This window comes from Neorhizobium sp. USDA 3394 (genome assembly GCF_056280385.1).
In genome coordinates this window covers 952,037-967,413 of the sequence record NZ_JBWCDU010000001.1, presented here as the reverse complement: position 1 = coordinate 967,413, position 15,377 = coordinate 952,037, and the positions used below count along the sequence as shown (strand labels likewise).

The 15,377-nt window shown below is 62.6% G+C and carries 15 protein-coding genes; 8 read left to right on the top strand and 7 right to left on the bottom strand.

The window, feature by feature from the left end:
• Positions 1–27: 27 nt before the first annotated feature.
• The 4 genes from ACZ9EJ_RS04505 to ACZ9EJ_RS04490 form a co-directional block, all read right to left on the bottom strand.
• Positions 28–1,176, bottom strand: a complete 1,149-nt coding sequence (locus ACZ9EJ_RS04505; RefSeq protein ID WP_046638970.1) for a DUF2333 family protein — start codon at positions 1,174–1,176, stop codon at positions 28–30.
• Positions 1,177–1,311: 135 nt separating this feature from the next.
• Positions 1,312–2,250 carry a hypothetical protein gene (locus ACZ9EJ_RS04500; RefSeq protein ID WP_251089914.1) on the bottom strand — a complete coding sequence of 313 codons (939 nt, stop codon included), beginning with the start codon at positions 2,248–2,250 and terminating at the stop codon, positions 1,312–1,314.
• Positions 2,251–2,350: 100 nt separating this feature from the next.
• The gene (locus tag ACZ9EJ_RS04495; protein WP_046638968.1) at positions 2,351–2,797 is read right to left on the bottom strand and encodes a pseudoazurin; all 447 of its coding nucleotides are present in this window, start codon (positions 2,795–2,797) and stop codon (positions 2,351–2,353) included.
• 160 nt (positions 2,798–2,957) lie between these two features.
• Positions 2,958–3,539, bottom strand: a complete 582-nt coding sequence (locus ACZ9EJ_RS04490) for a thymidine kinase (protein ID WP_046631226.1) — start codon at positions 3,537–3,539, stop codon at positions 2,958–2,960.
• Positions 3,540–3,736: 197 nt separating this feature from the next.
• On the opposite strand from ACZ9EJ_RS04490, the gene ACZ9EJ_RS04485 reads away from it, so the two are divergent.
• The 5 genes from ACZ9EJ_RS04485 (at position 3,737) to ACZ9EJ_RS04465 (ending at position 7,960) form a co-directional block, all read left to right on the top strand.
• Entirely contained in the window at positions 3,737–4,693 is a 957-nt protein-coding gene (locus ACZ9EJ_RS04485) for a choline ABC transporter substrate-binding protein (protein WP_046631228.1), read from the top strand.
• Positions 4,694–4,774: 81 nt separating this feature from the next.
• Positions 4,775–5,617, top strand: a complete 843-nt coding sequence (gene choW, locus ACZ9EJ_RS04480; protein ID WP_046631501.1) for a choline ABC transporter permease subunit — start codon at positions 4,775–4,777, stop codon at positions 5,615–5,617.
• Complete coding sequence (gene choV / locus ACZ9EJ_RS04475) at positions 5,614–6,669, top strand: choline ABC transporter ATP-binding protein (protein ID WP_046631229.1); 1,056 nt, start codon at positions 5,614–5,616, stop codon at positions 6,667–6,669. The genes choW and choV overlap by 4 nt, the downstream gene beginning before the upstream one ends.
• Positions 6,670–6,765: 96 nt before the next feature.
• Entirely contained in the window at positions 6,766–7,515 is a 750-nt protein-coding gene (locus ACZ9EJ_RS04470; RefSeq protein WP_046631231.1) for a HugZ family pyridoxamine 5'-phosphate oxidase, read from the top strand.
• A gap of 124 nt (positions 7,516–7,639) precedes the next feature.
• Complete coding sequence (locus ACZ9EJ_RS04465; RefSeq protein ID WP_046631233.1) at positions 7,640–7,960, top strand: ArsR/SmtB family transcription factor; 321 nt, start codon at positions 7,640–7,642, stop codon at positions 7,958–7,960.
• A gap of 135 nt (positions 7,961–8,095) precedes the next feature.
• Here the strand turns inward: ACZ9EJ_RS04465 and ACZ9EJ_RS04460 are convergent, their stop codons facing one another.
• Positions 8,096–8,476, bottom strand: coding sequence for a response regulator (locus tag ACZ9EJ_RS04460; RefSeq protein ID WP_046638967.1), 381 nt, complete (start codon positions 8,474–8,476; stop codon positions 8,096–8,098).
• Between the two features lie 4 nt (positions 8,477–8,480).
• A complete protein-coding gene (locus ACZ9EJ_RS04455; RefSeq protein WP_052764523.1) occupies positions 8,481–10,484 on the bottom strand; it encodes a GAF domain-containing protein in 2,004 nt (667 codons plus the stop codon).
• 341 nt (positions 10,485–10,825) lie between these two features.
• Here ACZ9EJ_RS04455 and aptA point away from each other — a divergent pair, with 341 nt between their 5' ends.
• Complete coding sequence (aptA, locus tag ACZ9EJ_RS04450; protein ID WP_037078034.1) at positions 10,826–12,154, top strand: omega-aminotransferase AptA; 1,329 nt, start codon at positions 10,826–10,828, stop codon at positions 12,152–12,154.
• Between the two features lie 238 nt (positions 12,155–12,392).
• On the opposite strand, the gene ACZ9EJ_RS04445 is transcribed toward aptA, so the two are convergent.
• Complete coding sequence (locus ACZ9EJ_RS04445) at positions 12,393–13,232, bottom strand: alpha/beta fold hydrolase (RefSeq protein WP_046638966.1); 840 nt, start codon at positions 13,230–13,232, stop codon at positions 12,393–12,395.
• Between the two features lie 273 nt (positions 13,233–13,505).
• Here ACZ9EJ_RS04445 and ACZ9EJ_RS04440 point away from each other — a divergent pair, with 273 nt between their 5' ends.
• Positions 13,506–13,946 (top strand): MarR family winged helix-turn-helix transcriptional regulator, encoded by a 441-nt coding sequence (locus tag ACZ9EJ_RS04440; protein WP_046638965.1) that lies wholly within the window; start codon positions 13,506–13,508, stop codon positions 13,944–13,946.
• 281 nt (positions 13,947–14,227) lie between these two features.
• A complete protein-coding gene (locus ACZ9EJ_RS04435; RefSeq protein WP_046638963.1) occupies positions 14,228–15,334 on the top strand; it encodes a branched-chain amino acid ABC transporter substrate-binding protein in 1,107 nt (368 codons plus the stop codon).
• Positions 15,335–15,377: the final 43 nt, after the last annotated feature.

The following is a 15,377-nucleotide window of genomic DNA, read 5'->3' as shown; positions in this document are numbered from 1 at the left end:
CCTAAAACCCAGCCGGCGCCGGCCGGCTTACCGATCCAGCACCGAGCGCAATTCCACCAGGTTCGAGCGGACCCGGAGCGTATAGAAGCCCATCACCGCCAGATGGCTCGGCATGATCCAGCCGTCTTCGCGGCCGTTGGAAATGATCGACGGCTGGATGCGCAGCGCCGACTTGAACTGCGACAGCGTATCGGTCCAGAGAGGCCCGATATTGCGCTCGCGGATCACCTGGGAGAAATCCGCGCCCGCCGCCGAAAGCACCGCATAATAGCCGTAGAGCTGACCGTAGGCGAACCAGAAGCGGTCGTCGGCACGTGTATCGAACCAACCGGCATTGTAGTTCTCCGAACGCTCGCGCAGGATCGCCGACGTGCCGCCGAGATCGTTGGCGATCCGGTCGATGAACTGGATCAGGTTGTCGGCGCGGCTGTCGAAGGTCGCGTTGCAGGTGGTCAGATCGGTATTGAAGGCCCTCAACTTGCCGATTGCCGCGCGATAATAGCTCGGGGTCGGGGTCTTCGGTCCGAAGGGGCTGAGCCCGAAATACCAGGAATATTCGTCGAACTGCAGGTTACCGCGGGCATCCTGGAGATTGTTGTTGATGCCCGACGTGCCGCGCACGCGCCCAAGCGAATCGACGAGTTCCGTCGATGTGCGCCGTACCGCCTGATTGACGCCGCGCTGGAACGAGGCCTTGTTGTCGAGGAACGGGGTGTGATCCCAGTCGATACCGAAGAACCCCAGCCGGTAGAGCAGCATCGAGGAAATCCAGGCATTCTGGTTGACGTTCATGTCGGTGAGATCGGCGGCCGCATCGACGATCGCCGACGACTGGCATTGCCTCGCTCCGGTCGCCGGAGCGGTCGCATTGGCGCTTGCAGGAGCTGTCGCCGGCAATTCCTGGCCGGCCGGCACGTTGCGTTCCGACCAGCGATAGCTGTCGACGAAATTCGGGTTGAAATTGGTCCAGACCTGCGTCTGCCAGAAGAAATAGCCATAGAGCCCGAACATCAGCACCAGAACGGCAAGGATGGGGCCCTTCACCATCCAGTGGCGCTGGCGGTACCAGCCATGGGCGGCCATGAACGGCCAGACGATCCAGGCGATCAACAGCCCTATGCCTCGCCCGACGGCCTGGCCGATCCCTTGAAAGAAGGCGGTAATCCGGTCGAGCATCGCTGTCTCCTTGTGAGGCGGGTGCATCCGATTTGGCTTGGCTCACACATATGTGCTCGGCGTCACAAGCACAACGGGGGCGCAACGTTTCGCCGCAACCGCTGGAAACGGCCGCATGGCCGATCCCCAGCAGCCCTATTGGGAGCGGATGAGCTTGAAGCCGAAAAAGGTCGGCAGTCGAAAGCCGGCCTTTGTGCCATCGGCTTCGGCCGCCTCCCCCGCCGCCTCCGCCGGAAATCGTTCGGCAAATGCCTGATCGGCGCGATGCCGCCGGCGGTCGAGGCCGTGCAATGTCAGCAGCCCGCTTGAGAAGCGCTCGACCTCGGGGGCCAGATGCGGAAAAAGTTCGGGCTTCAGGCCGGCAATGCCATGCCCGCTGGCATCGGCAACCATCCGGTAGAGGATGAGAAGGTTTTCCGTATCGGTGATCAGCTTGTGAAGCACGATGTTGCAGGTGCCTACCCGGGCGTTGAGCCCGGCGACGAAATCCTGGAAGACCCTGATCGCGGGCTCGGTACGGCCGATCACGTCCAGGCCGGTCATCGCGGCATCGTCCTCGCCGCGCAGCTTTTCTATGATCTCCGGTCGGTGGTCGATGAGCGTCACCAGATCGCCCTCGCTCTCCTTCCGCTGCCCGACCAGGACGTCGCGCTCCTGCCGCACCAGACCGGCCAGCAGATCGGCACGCCGCAGAAGTTCCGCCAGCCGGTTGAGCGGCACGGGGCTGCGCCAGCGCGCCTGCTGGCGGCGGTATTTGGCCGCCCCGGAGACGTAGCCGATCAACGTTTCAAAACGGGTCGGCACCTCCCGATGGTCGAACTCCTCGGCGCAGATGCCGATCTCGGCCGCCAGCCTTGCGACCAGCCTGGCAATGGCCGCTTCGACCGCCTGCCGCTCAGGCACCTCGGCCGTCAGCCGCCCGGCTTCCGCGGCCAGCCTCTCCTCGTCCGGCAGGACGAGATCCCGCGACGTTTCGGCAAGCAGGGACGAGACAGGGCCGAGCGCGTCACGCATCGCAGCCAAGAGGCCGCTGATCCGCTCGATTTCGCCATCAAAATTCTTAAAAGCCGCCACCCGCATACTCCCGCCGTCAGGAGAGAGGATAACGCCATCGCGAAATTATGCCACGCCGTCCCGGCTCGTTTGCCGGGAAAAGTTTGGATGCTCGGAGAATTCAAAGCCCGAGCTTGGCGATCTCGGCATCAAGGCGGTCCTTCGCCTTTTTCGGCATCTTGGCGTTCTTCACCGCGTCGAGATTGGCCGGGGCGTCGCCGACGACGATGACCGCCACCATGCCCATGCCGAAATGCGGCGTGCATTTGAAGACATAGGCGCCCGGCTTGTCGGCGGTGAAGGAAACCTCCTGGCTGATCTTGCCTTTGATTTCGGCGACGCCTTCCGGCACCAGGCCCGGCATCGAAACGACGTCATGCCCCTTGTCGACCGGCACGAACTTGATCGTATCGCCCGGCTGCACCTTCACGGCCGCCGGCTCGAACACCATCGCCTCGCCGTCGCCGCCCTTGTTGAGCATCTTCACCTCGATCTCGGCGCTGAATGCCGGCAGGGCGAACAGGGCGAGGCTGGTGGCAAGGGTAAAGGTTTTGGTGGTCTTGCGCATGCGGGGAACTCCTGCTGGGAACCAGCGCCCATCGGGCCGAGGCGTTTCGGATGTGGCATCTAAATATGTTGCCGGCCGCAAACTTTGACCAGCGTCAATTTTCGCCTCATCGCCGCGGCATTCCGTCTCACACGGTGAACGGCGGCTTAAAATCCGGGCATCACTCGCAACGCATCTGATCTTCCCAGTGCCGCCGGCAGAGCGAGACATATTTCTCGTTGCCGCCGACATCCACCTGGGCGCCCTCGCGCACCAGCTTGCCGTCCTCGTCGAGCCTCACCACCATGGTCGCCTTGCGCCCGCAATGACAGATGGTGCGCACCTCGCGCAGCTCGTCGGCGATCGCCAGCAGCTCGAGCGAACCGGGAAACAGCTTGCCCTGGAAATCGGTCCTCAGGCCGTAGGTCATCACCGGGATGCCGACCCGGTCGGAGATCCGCGCCAGTTGCCAGACCTGTTCGGGCGACAGGAACTGCGCTTCGTCGACGAATACGCAGGCGACCGGCTCCTCCCGATGCATCGCTTCGATGTCCGAAAAAAGGTCGTCGGACGGCCCGAAGGGAATGGCCTCGGAGGAGAGCCCGATTCGAGAGGCGACCCGGCCCTGGCCGGCGCGGTCGTCGAGCGATGCCGTGAAGATCGCCGTGCGCATGCCGCGTTCGCGGTAGTTATAGGATGCCTGCAGAAGCATCGTCGACTTGCCGGCATTCATGGTGGCGTAGTGGAAATAGAGCTTGGCCATATCTGCCTTCTGATCGCGATCGGGATTCGGGAAAAGCCGTCCTCGCCGAAAACCACAGGAAACTGTAGACTGAGCGACGCTGGACGAGAAAGTCACAAATGTCGCAAATGCACCCCATTCTCCGCCGCGAATGCGCGCGCTTGCCTCTGCGCAGCATATATTGATAATGGCGGGAACCAAAAAAACGGGAGCAGCCCATGCGCATGACTACCTCACTGAAGACCACGCTCGCCGCCGCTGTATCGATCCTCGCGATCGTCGGTACCGCATCCGCCGCCGAACCGGAAGCCTGCAAGACCGTCCGCATCTCGGATGTGGGCTGGACGGACCTTGCCTCGACCAACGCATCGTTCATCCAGGTCCTCGAAGCGCTCGGCTACAAGGCCGACGTCAAGACCCTCGGCGTTCCGGTCACCTATTCTTCGATGAAGAACAAGGATATCGACATCTTCCTCGGCAACTGGATGCCGGCCCAGCAGGGCGCCATCCAGCCCTATCTCGACGACAAGTCGATCGAGAGCATCGCCGTCAACCTTGAAGGCGCCAAGTACACGCTCGGCACCAATGCCGCCGGCGCCAAGCTCGGCATCAAGGACTTCAAGGACATCGCCGCCCACAAGAAGGAACTCGACGGCAAGGTTTACGGCATCGAGCCCGGCAACGAAGGCAACGGCATGATCGTATCGCTGATCGAAGCCAACACCTTCGGCCTCAAGGGCTTCGAGGTCGTCGAATCCTCCGAGCAGGGCATGCTGACCCAGGTCACCCGCGCGGACAAGGAAGGCAAGCCGATCGTCTTCCTCGCCTGGGCGCCGCATCCGATGAACGTCGCCCATCAGATTACCTATCTCGCCGGCGGCGACGCCACCGTCTTCGGTCCGAACTACGGCGGCGCGACGGTCTATACCGTGGCGCGCGGCGGTTACGCCGCCCAGTGCCCGAACGTCGGAAAGCTCCTCAAGAACGTGAAGTTCTCGCTCGACATGGAAAACACCATCATGGGCAAGATCCTCAACGACGGCGAGGATGCCGACGACGCTGCCAAGGTTTGGCTGAAGGCCAATCCGAAGGTCATCGAGCCCTGGGTTGCCGGCGTCACCACCTATGACGGCAAGGACGGCCTTGCCGCCGTCAAGAAGGCGCTCGGCCTCTAACAGTCCCGAAAATGTTTCCGGGGCGGCGGATCGCCTGCCCCGGAGCCCGCCCTTTCTCTCCCTATGGACGGCAGTTTTCTCGTGGATTGGATCGCAGATCATCGAATACCTATAGGTTCCTGGGCGAAGGCGGTCGTTGACTGGTTGACGGCGAATGCCGACTGGTTCTTCGACTGGCTTTCTTCCGTTCTCCTTGGAGTGATCAACGGCCTTTTGTGGTGTCTTGCGACGCCGCATCCGCTGTTCGTCATGGCCGCCATGGCCGGGCTTTCCTGGTGGCTGCGCCGTTCCCTTGTGCTCGCGGCCTTCACCTTCTTCGGCCTGCTGTTGATCTTCAACCAGGGCTACTGGAAGGAAACCACCGAAACCCTGGCACTGGTGCTCGCCTCGACGGCCGTCAGCATGGTGGTCGGCATACCGCTCGGCATCGCCGCCGCCCGCCGCCAGTGGTTCTACGAAGCCATGCGGCCGGTCCTCGACCTGATGCAGACGCTGCCGAGCTTCGTCTATCTCATCCCGGCGCTGATCCTCTTCGGCCTCGGCATGGTTCCGGGCCTGATCGCCACCGTCATCTTCGCGATCCCGGCACCGATCCGCCTCACCCGCCTCGGCATCGTCTCGACCCCGAGCTCGCTTCGGGAAGCGGCCGTCGCCTTCGGCGCCACTCCGTCGCAGATCCTGCGCAAGGTGGAACTGCCCTTTGCCATGCCGCAGATCATGGCCGGTCTTACCCAGACGATCATGCTGTCGCTCTCCATGGTCGTCATTGCCGCGCTGGTCGGCGCCAACGGCCTCGGCGTGCCGGTGCTCCGGGCACTGAATACCGTGAACGTCGCCCGCGGCTTCGATTCCGGCCTCTGCATCGTCATCCTGGCGATCATCCTCGACCGCATGTTCCGCACATCGACGGGAGACGGCCAATGACTGACTGCGTAGTCTTTGACAATGTCGACATCGTTTTCGGCGACAAGCCGGAACGGGCGCTGGCCATGGTCGACCAGGGCAAGACCCGCGACGAGATCAGTGCCGCGACCGGCATCGTCATGGGTGTCGCCAACGCCTCGCTCACCATCCATGAAGGCGAAATCCTCGTGCTGATGGGTCTCTCCGGCTCGGGCAAGTCGACGCTGCTGCGCGCCGTCAACGGGCTCGCCCCGGTCGTGCGCGGCAATGTCAGCGTCGCCACCGCCTCGGGTCCGGTCGATCCCTACAAGTCGAGCCCGAAAGTGCTGCGCGACCTGCGCATGCACACCGTCTCGATGGTCTTCCAGCAGTTCGGCCTTCTGCCCTGGCGCACGGTCGCGGAAAATGTCGGCTTCGGCCTGGAGCTTGCCGGCGTTCCGGATGCCGAGCGTGCCAAGCAGGTCAACGAACAGCTCGAACTGGTCAACCTGACCAAATGGGCTGGCCGCAAGGTTGGCGAACTGTCCGGCGGCATGCAGCAGCGCGTCGGCCTTGCCCGCGCCTTTGCCACCGGCGCGCCGATCCTGCTGATGGACGAGCCCTTCTCGGCACTCGATCCGCTGATCCGCACCCGCCTTCAGGACGAATTGCTCGAGTTCCAGCGGCGGCTGAAGAAGACCATCCTCTTCGTCAGCCACGACCTCGACGAAGCCTTCCGCATCGGCAACCGTATCGCCATCATGGAGGGCGGGCACATCATCCAGTGCGGCACGCCGCAGGAGATCGTCCGGGCGCCAGCCGACCAGTATGTCGCCGATTTCGTGCAGCACCTCAACCCGATCAGCATGCTGACCGCGGGCGACGTGATGAGGACCGGGGTTGGCCCCGTGGCAGGCGCCACGGCCGTTTCCGCCACCGCGCTGCCGACGACGCCGCTCGTCGATATCCTGGATGCGCTGTCGCGTCAGCCGGGCGCCATCGGGGTGGTCGACAACGGCACGATCATCGGCAGCATTTCCTCCGACGACGTGATTGCCGGCCTGACCCGCCATCGCCGCCGCGACGCCCCTTAAGCGGAGCCGCAAAGTCACCTTTCGTTTCGCCGCGCCGGATGCTATGCCGACGCCGAATGCGGCCGCCCCGCGGCGAGCGAACAGGAGATCGATGAATTGGCCGACGAACAGCAGACCGACAAGCCGAAGGTGCTGCGCGATACGGACGACGAAGCCCGCCGGCTTGCCCGCACGCTGGTGCGCGGCGCGCGCCATATGGCGCTGGCGGTCCTCGATCCGGAGACCGGCTTCCCCTCCGCCAGCCGCGCGCTCACCGGCACCGATGTCGACGGCGTGCCGGTCATCCTCGTTTCAGGCCTCTCCGGCCATACGAAAGGCCTGGTCGCCGATCCGCGCTGCTCGCTCCTGGCCGGGGAGCCCGGCAAGGGCGATCCGCTCGCCCATCCCCGGATCACCCTCCAGTGCCTTGCCGAGGCCGTCCTGCGCGATACGCCCGAACATGCGCGCGTGCGCCAGCGTTTTCTGGATCGCCATCCCAAGGCCGGATTGTATGCAGATTTCGGTGATTTCCGCTTTTTCCGAATCACTCCGCAGTCAGCGTCCTTGAACGGAGGATTCGGCCGTGCATACATGCTGACCGGATCGGACCTGGTGATTCCCGAGCCGGGGACGACAGCGGAATGGCTGGACCTGCAAGAAAAGTTAAAAAATATGCCGGAGCAAGCGCAAAAAATTGCTGCTCATCTCGGCACGGAAAACGGGAAAAACTGGCGCTTCGGAGGAGTTGACCGGGCTGGAATCGACCTTATCGCGGGAGATTTTCAACTCAGGCACGAATTCGACTTCCTTGCTGAGTCTCCGCATGCCGTTCTTGATTATGTTTTTGAGATCGCTAACATACGATAACTGGTTACCTGAAATTTAGGGATATACAATCCCTTTTGCTCCTTGTTAATTTTCACCCATAGGACGATGGGCCGAATTTTGGAGCGGGGGGACCGCTTTGGAATACGAGGGGAATTTAAAACGTATGGATACGATGGCACTTTCTGAGCATTCCAACGCAGCCGCAGGCCTGCTGTCTGCCATGGCCAACCCGAAACGGTTGATGATCCTGTGCTGCCTGGTGAAGGGCGAAGTCGCCGTGGGCGCGCTCGCGTCGCAAGTTGGCCTCAGCCAATCGGCCCTGTCCCAGCATCTTTCCAAGCTGCGGGCCCAGAAGCTGGTGAAGACCCGCCGCGATGCGCAGACTATCTATTACTCCAGCTCGTCGGAATCGGTGATCAAGGTCCTCGAGACCCTGGAAGAAATCTACTGCACTCCGGTGCAGGCGAAATCAGCAGCCGCGTGAGAATGACAGCGCTGACATGACGTCACGCTGCCCTGCCCCGGCCTCCACTATGACGGTCGGGGGCTGGGGCATTTCCATCAAGGGCCAGCCGACCCGCTTTCGGGCCTGCAGGCGCAAAGCCTGAGCATCCATGTGTCAGTGTGTGGCCATGCGATGCAACGTCGCGGTCACTTTCTGCCAGTCGTAGGGTTTGGAAAAGAATACGCTGCGCTCGGGCATATCGCCTTCGCTCAGACGGACCTGCCCCGACACGATGATGATCTCGATCGGCGGCCAGCGGTCGCGTACGGCAGCCGCCAGCTTGATGCCGTTCATGCTGCCGGGCATATCGATATCGGTAAAGACGATGCGGATATCGGTGCGGGTTTCAAGGATCGCCACGGCCTCGTCGGCATCTGCCGCTTCGACCGCATGGAACCCCGCCTCCTCCACGAGGTCCATTGCCATCATGCGCAGAAGGGGCTCGTCCTCGACCACGAGGACAGCCTGTTTTCTTGGCGGTGCCAATTGTCCCATCCGGTCAGTCTGCCTGTGCTAGCTGAAGGAGCACAGCTGTCATCTCAGCGCTGAACCCCGGATGATCATAACTAACGAGGACACCGCCGGTTCCGATCAACCCCATCCGAATAAGCTTGGACCCGAAACCCTTGCGCTCCGGTTCGTGCGTAGGCGGGCCGCCGGTTTCCCGCCAGGAGAGGTGAAAGATCGCGCCGTCTCCGGTACCTTCGATGCGCCAGTCGATCGCCACCCGCCCCGTATCGTTGGAGAGCGCCCCGTATTTCACCGCATTCGTCGTCAACTCGTGCAGGAGCAGGGAAAGCGAAAGTGAGCCTTTCGGACCGAACCGCACATTGGGACCCTGCGCATCGATCCGGTCACGCATGCCGATCCCGTTCATGGTCCGGTCGACGACCGCGTAGACCGAGGCACTCGTCCAGTTCTGCTCGAACAGGATGTCGTGGGCGGTACTGAGCGCATGCAGGCGCTTTTCGAAGGCTTCCACAAGGCCTCGCTCCGCCACCGGCCGGAGCGTCTGGGTGGCGATCGCCTGCACCATCGACAGCGTATTCTTCAGCCGATGGCTCATTTCCCTGTTGAGCATCTGCTGCTCCCGCTCGGCCTGAACCCGCGACATCGCGATCTGGATGCGATTGCCGAAGCTGCGGACGAAGGAAATCTCCTCCTCGATCCAGGGGTAAGGCTGGTCGTGATGTATGAAGGCAAGGAGCCTGAAGCGCCCGAGTTCGAAGATCGGCACGTTGACGAGCACACGGATGCCAAGCGCAAGAAGCGCCGGCGCGCTGTCGCGGGTGCGCGGGTCGGCGGCGACGTCGGTGATGACAACGGTTTCGCCGCGCTTCAGCTCATCGATGAACGCCCCGTAGTCCCGGAAGTGGTGCAGCCCGGCAAGGCTCTTGACGCCGGGCGCGCACCATTCGGGCGGTACCGACACCGTCTCATCCGCTACGTTGACGATGCCAAAACCGGCGCGCGTCGCGTCGAGCGCCCTGGCCATCAGGTCGCCGGCGGCGATCGCCATGGATTCCATGTCACTGAGGTCGCGCAGGCGGTCGCCGACATCGAGCAGGGCCTGCACCCGGGCGGCTTCCCGTTTGGCAGCGGTCACGTCCCTGACCGTGCCGATCATCTTGACCGGCCGGCCCTCCTCGTCATGGCGAAAGCTCGCATTGCGCGCGATCCAGCGCACGCCGTATCCCGGCACGCGAATGCGGTATTCGACGTCGAGCGGCGCATCCCCCTGCTGCCGCGACGTATCGTCGGAGGGGAGGCCCTTGTCCTGCGGCAGCACCATGTCCTCGAAGACCTTGGCGGGATAGGTCTCGGCGATGGGCACGTGGAAGATCCGGCAGAATTCCCGCGAGACGCGCATCATCGACGTGGCTATATCGATCTCGAATGTGCCGATCCGTCCTGCCTCCTGGGCCGCAAGGCTTGCATTGACGCTGGAGCGGATATTGGCGCTGATGGTCTTCTGGCGCCGGAAGAGGTCGTCCTTGCGCTGCAGGATCCGCCGCATCTCGAGAAGCGCGACGACCTGCCGGGCAAGCGCCTGCAGCGCCGCCTTCTGCCCCCCGTCGAGCCCCTGGGGCCGGGGCTGGATGTCGATGACGCAGAGAGTGCCGATCACCACCTCGTCCGGCGTGATCAGCGGCGCGCCGGCGTAGAAGCGGATATGCGGTTCGCCGGTGACGAGCGAGTTCGCGCGGGTGCGGTGGTCGAGCTGCAGGTCGGGAATGACCAGCACGTCGGAACTGCCGAGCGCATGAGCGCAGACGGACTGCGCGATCGGCGTTTCGCATGCCTCGAAACCGACGCGCGCCTTGAACCACTGCCGGTCCCTCTCGACCAGGCTGACGAGCGCCACGGGCGTGCCGCAGAGCGTGGAGGCGACAAGCACGATATCGTCGAACTCCGGCTCCGGCTCGGTGTCCATGATATTATAGGCATCGAGTGCTTCCAGCCGCTCAAGATGGATTTGTTCGTTCGGATCGGGATCGGCCAATGACGGTCTCGGAATTGAAGTTTTACGCGATATTGGCAGCTTTCGCCAAAAGACCAGAGAGACGCAATCAAATTTCACGACAGGCGGAAACCGCGTTGAAACCTCGAGCCCTTGTTGAAAACCGAAGGCTGGGACCGCCGGCCCCGTCGCGATCGCCTCGACCCGCAAGGGCCGGTCCGGACCATTTCTGTCGGGACGCGGGAATTCGAGGCCGCCCTCGCTCCGAAGGCGGTTGACGCCTCCGATCCCCCTGATAATTTGACCATGCAGTCAAAACTTGGTGCAATGACGCCGACCGGGAAATGGCCACCCGAAGAAACCGAATGGCCATGGAGAATGTCATGTCCAATCGCCTGAATACCACGCCCAACGACCTGCGGGCGTTCTGGATGCCGTTTACGGCAAACCGCCAGTTCAAGCAGGAACCACGCCTTTTCGTCGCCGCCAAGGATATGCATTACACGACCCATGACGGCCGCCAGGTGCTCGATGCCACCGCCGGCCTCTGGTGCGTGAATGCCGGCCACTGCCGCCCGAAAATCACCGAGGCGATCCGCGAACAGGCCGGCGAACTGGATTACGCGCCCGCCTTCCAGCTGGGCCATCCGAAGGCTTTCGAACTCGCCAACCGCCTCGTCGATATCGCGCCCGAAGGCATGAACCACGTTCTCTACACCAATTCCGGCTCGGAATCGGTTGAAACGGCGCTGAAGGTGGCACTTGCCTATCACCGCGTGAAGGGCAACGGCTCGCGCTTCCGCCTGATCGGCCGTGAGCGCGGTTATCACGGCGTCAATTTCGGCGGCATCTCCGTCGGCGGCATCGTCTCCAACCGAAAAATGTTCGGCACGCTTTTGACCGGCGTCGACCACCTGCCCCACACCCATCTGCCGGGCAAGAACGCCTTCACCAAGGGCGAGCCGGAACATGGCGGCGATCTGGCGACCGAGCTCGAGCGCATCGTCACCCTGCATGACGCCTCGACCGTCGCCGCCGTCATCGTCGAACCCGTCGCCGGCTCCACCGGCGTGCTGATCCCGCCGAAGGGCTATCTGCAGAAGCTGCGCGAGATCTGCACCAAGCACGGCATCCTGTTGATCTTCGACGAAGTCATTACCGGTTTCGGCCGCCTCGGCGCCCCGTTCGCCGCCCAGTATTTCGACGTCAAGCCGGACATCATCACCACCGCCAAGGGCCTCACCAACGGCGTGATCCCGATGGGCGCCGTCTTCGTGACCTCCGAGATCCACGACGCCTTCATGACCGGCCCTGAGCACATGATCGAGTTCATGCACGGCTATACCTATTCCGGCAACCCGATCGCGTCGGCTGCCGGCCTTGCGACGCTCGAAACCTACAAGGAAGAAGGCCTGTTCGACCGCGCCCGCGACATCGCCCCCTATTGGGAGGAAGGCCTGCATTCGCTCAAAGACCTGCCTAATGTCATCGACATCCGCAACCTCGGCCTGATCGGCGCGATCGAACTCGACCCGATCGCCGGCGAACCCACCAAGCGCGCCTTCACGGCCTTCCTGAAGGCCTACGAAAACGGCCTGCTGATCCGCACCACCGGCGACACGATTGCCATGTCTCCGCCGCTGATCGTCGAAAAGCATCATATCGACGAGATCTTTGGGAAATTGCGCGAGATTTTGACGAGCAATATCTGAGGCAGGCTATCGCATACGGAATGACGGAAAAGGCGGCTCTCGGGCCGCCTTTTTCTCTTCCCTCATTCCTGTGCTTGTCACAGGAATCCAGCCACCGCGCGTCTGCGCGGTGAAAAGAGTCTTTTGCGCTCAAGGACTTGAGCGCACTGGATCCCTGTGACAAGCACAGGGATGAGGAATGGAAGGTTACCACACCACCATCCGCAGGAACCCGGCGGATGGTGGCATTAGCCAAACCTCAGCCCTTGAAGAAAGCCAGCAGGTCCGCGTTGATCACGTCCGCATGGGTCGTCGCCATGCCATGCGGCAAACCTTCATAGACCTTCAGCGTCCCCTTCTTGAGCAGCTTGATGGCAAGGTGGGCCGAGTCGGCGATCGGGACGATCTGGTCGTCGTCGCCATGCATGACGAGAACCGGCACGTCGATCGCCTTCAGGTCTTCGGTGAAATCGGTTTCCGAAAACGCCTTGATGCAGTCATAGTGAGCCTTGGTGCCGCCCATCATGCCCTGCCGCCACCAATTGGCGATCACGCCTTCCGAAACGGTCGCGCCTTCCCGGTTGAAGCCGTAGAACGGGCCGGCCGGCACGTCGCGGAAGAACTGCGCCCGGTTGGCGGCGAGCGCTGCGCGAAAACCGTCGAAGACCTCGATCGGCAGGCCGCCCGGATTGTTTTCGGTCTTCAGCATGATCGGTGGCACGGCGCCCATCAGTACGGCCTTGGCCACCCGGCCGCCGCCGCCATACTGTGCAACGTAGCGGGCAACTTCGCCGCCGCCGGTCGAATGGCCGACATGGATGGCGTTCTTCAGGTCGAGATGGGCGGCGAGCTCGGCAACGTCGGCAGCATACGTATCCATTTCGTTGCCTGTCTCGGTCTGGCTCGAACGGCCGTGGCCGCGGCGGTCATGGGCAATGACGCGAAAACCCTGGTGCAGGAAAAACAGCATCTGGGCGTCCCAGTCGTCGGCCGAGAGCGGCCAACCGTGATGGAAGACAATCGGCTGGGCGTCCTTCGAACCCCAGTCCTTGTAGAAGATCTGCGTACCGTCCTTGGTGGTGATGAAATTGCTGGTCATGATTCTCGTGTCCTTTCGAAACTGCTTTTTCAATGACTGTGACATGAATGGTGGGCGCGGCAGTGGAAATGGCCGGCCTGACATTCATAGTACCGTTGCGTGTCGTTCCTTTGAACCGACCCTTCGGACTATCGCGATCTTCATACCTCGATATTTGTTATCGCGATAACGATATGAGTAACGACATTTTCCAATCCTGTCTACAAAAATATTTATCGCGATATCAAATTGTGCTATACGTCGCCACGAACCTGGAACAGCATCGGAGCAAGCATGCCCGCCTCCCCCCTTCCGCCGCTCGACGAGCAGCTCTGCTTTTCGCTCTATACGGCCCATATCGCCATCAATCGCGCCTATAAGCCGATGCTCGACGACATGGGCATCACTTATCCGCAATACCTCGTGCTAAGCGTGCTCGGCGAACAGGACGGCTCGACGATCGGCACGATCGCGGAAAGGCTCGGCCTGGAATCGAGCACCATCACCCCGCCCGTAAAGCGGCTCGAACAGGGCGGACTGCTGGAGCGCCGCCGTAGCAAGACCGACGAGCGCCAGGTGCATGTCTGGCTGACCGACACCGGCCGCGCCCTGATCGCGAAGAGCAAATGTCTGGGCGACACGCTGATGGAACGGTCTGGCATGGCGCCGAAGGAATTCCAGGCTTTCAACCATCAGGTCCGCGCCTTCCTCGGCGCCCTGGAGCGCAATGCCTGATTTCGCAGACGTCACTGAATTTGGCCGATCTCCGAAATTTTCGCGCATTTCTTGGTGAAAATCACAAAAATCCATCCCGTTTTGTTATCTTCTTGCGCAATCCCGGCGGAATTCATACAGAATTGGCGGCCGGTCGCCGAAAGCCAAACATGGCTCGGCACGGTATCGACCGTATCGCCTTCCCGTCCTTGGCACGACCGCGCCCGGCGCGACATCGAAGACGGAAGGCAGGGGATGCGGCGTTCACCGCGGGGCTGAAGCCCCCACCCAAGGAGACCAAGATGAACCTCAAGACGTTTCTGGGGGCAACAGCACTCGCCTCCCTGACTTTCGCTCCGCTTGCCCAGGCCGATATCGTCATCGGCCTGATCGCCCCGCTTACCGGCCCCGTCGCGGCCTATGGTGACCAGGTCAAGAACGGCGCCGAAACCGCGATTGCCGAAATCAACAAGAAGGGCGGCATTCTCGGCGAAAAGGTCGTCCTCAAGACCGCCGACGACGCCGCGGAACCCAAGCAGGGCGTTTCCGCCGCCAACCAGCTGGTCGGCGAAGGCATCCGCTTCGTGGTCGGCCCGGTGACGTCAGGCGTCGCCATGCCGGCCTCTGACGCGCTTGCCGAAAACGGCGTGCTGATGGTCACCCCGACCGCCACCACCCCGGCGCTCACCAGCCGCGGCCTCACCAACGTGTTCCGCACCTGCGGCCGTGACGACCAGCAGGCCGTGGTCGCTGCCAACTACGTCCTGAAGACCTTCAAGGACAAGAAGGTCGCGATCATCAACGACAAGGGCGCCTATGGCAAAGGCCTCGCCGACGCCTTCAAGGCTGCGCTGAACGCCGGCGGCGTCAAGGAAGTTCTCGACGACGCAGTCACGCCCGGCGACAAGGATTTCAGCGCGCTGACGACCCGCCTGAAGTCGCAGAATGTCGATGTGATCTATTTCGGCGGTTACCACCCGGAAGGCGGCCTGCTCGCCCGCCAGCTCGCCGATCTCGGCGTCAAGGCGACGATCATCGGCGGCGACGGCCTCTCGAACAGCGAGTTCTGGAACATCGGCACCAAGGCCGCGGCCGGCACGATCTTCACCAATGCCTCCGATGCGACCAAGAACCCGGATTCCAAGGCAGCCGCCGAAGCGCTCGCCGCCCGCAAAATCCCCGCCGAGGCCTTCACACTGAATGCCTATGCCGCCGTCGAAGTCATCAAGGCCGGTATCGAAAAGGCAAAGAGCGCCGAGGATACGGAAGCGGTCGCCGCGGCGATCAAGTCCGGCGAACCGATCGCCACCGCCATCGGCAAGCTCACCTATGGCGAGACGGGCGACCTCACCTCGCAGAGCTTCTCGCTCTTCAAGTGGCAGGACGGCAAGATCGTCGCCGCCGAGTGACATCCTTCAAATCGCTGACCGGCGGGCGCCTTCGGGCGCCCGC

Excerpts from the sequence above, each read along its gene's own strand:
- ACZ9EJ_RS04505 (WP_046638970.1), bottom strand. The coding sequence starts at position 1,176 with ATGCTCGACCGGATTACCGCCTTCTTTCAAGGGATCGGCCAGGCCGTC.
- ACZ9EJ_RS04495 (WP_046638968.1), bottom strand. The coding sequence starts at position 2,797 with ATGCGCAAGACCACCAAAACCTTTACCCTTGCCACCAGCCTCGCCCTG.
- ACZ9EJ_RS04490 (WP_046631226.1), bottom strand. The coding sequence starts at position 3,539 with ATGGCCAAGCTCTATTTCCACTACGCCACCATGAATGCCGGCAAGTCG.
- ACZ9EJ_RS04485 (WP_046631228.1), top strand. The coding sequence starts at position 3,737 with ATGCGCATGACTACCTCACTGAAGACCACGCTCGCCGCCGCTGTATCG.
- choV (WP_046631229.1), top strand. The coding sequence starts at position 5,614 with ATGACTGACTGCGTAGTCTTTGACAATGTCGACATCGTTTTCGGCGAC.
- ACZ9EJ_RS04465 (WP_046631233.1), top strand. The coding sequence starts at position 7,640 with ATGGATACGATGGCACTTTCTGAGCATTCCAACGCAGCCGCAGGCCTG.
- ACZ9EJ_RS04460 (WP_046638967.1), bottom strand. The coding sequence starts at position 8,476 with ATGGGACAATTGGCACCGCCAAGAAAACAGGCTGTCCTCGTGGTCGAG.
- aptA (WP_037078034.1), top strand. The coding sequence starts at position 10,826 with ATGTCCAATCGCCTGAATACCACGCCCAACGACCTGCGGGCGTTCTGG.
- ACZ9EJ_RS04445 (WP_046638966.1), bottom strand. The coding sequence starts at position 13,232 with ATGACCAGCAATTTCATCACCACCAAGGACGGTACGCAGATCTTCTAC.
- ACZ9EJ_RS04440 (WP_046638965.1), top strand. The coding sequence starts at position 13,506 with ATGCCCGCCTCCCCCCTTCCGCCGCTCGACGAGCAGCTCTGCTTTTCG.
- ACZ9EJ_RS04435 (WP_046638963.1), top strand. The coding sequence starts at position 14,228 with ATGAACCTCAAGACGTTTCTGGGGGCAACAGCACTCGCCTCCCTGACT.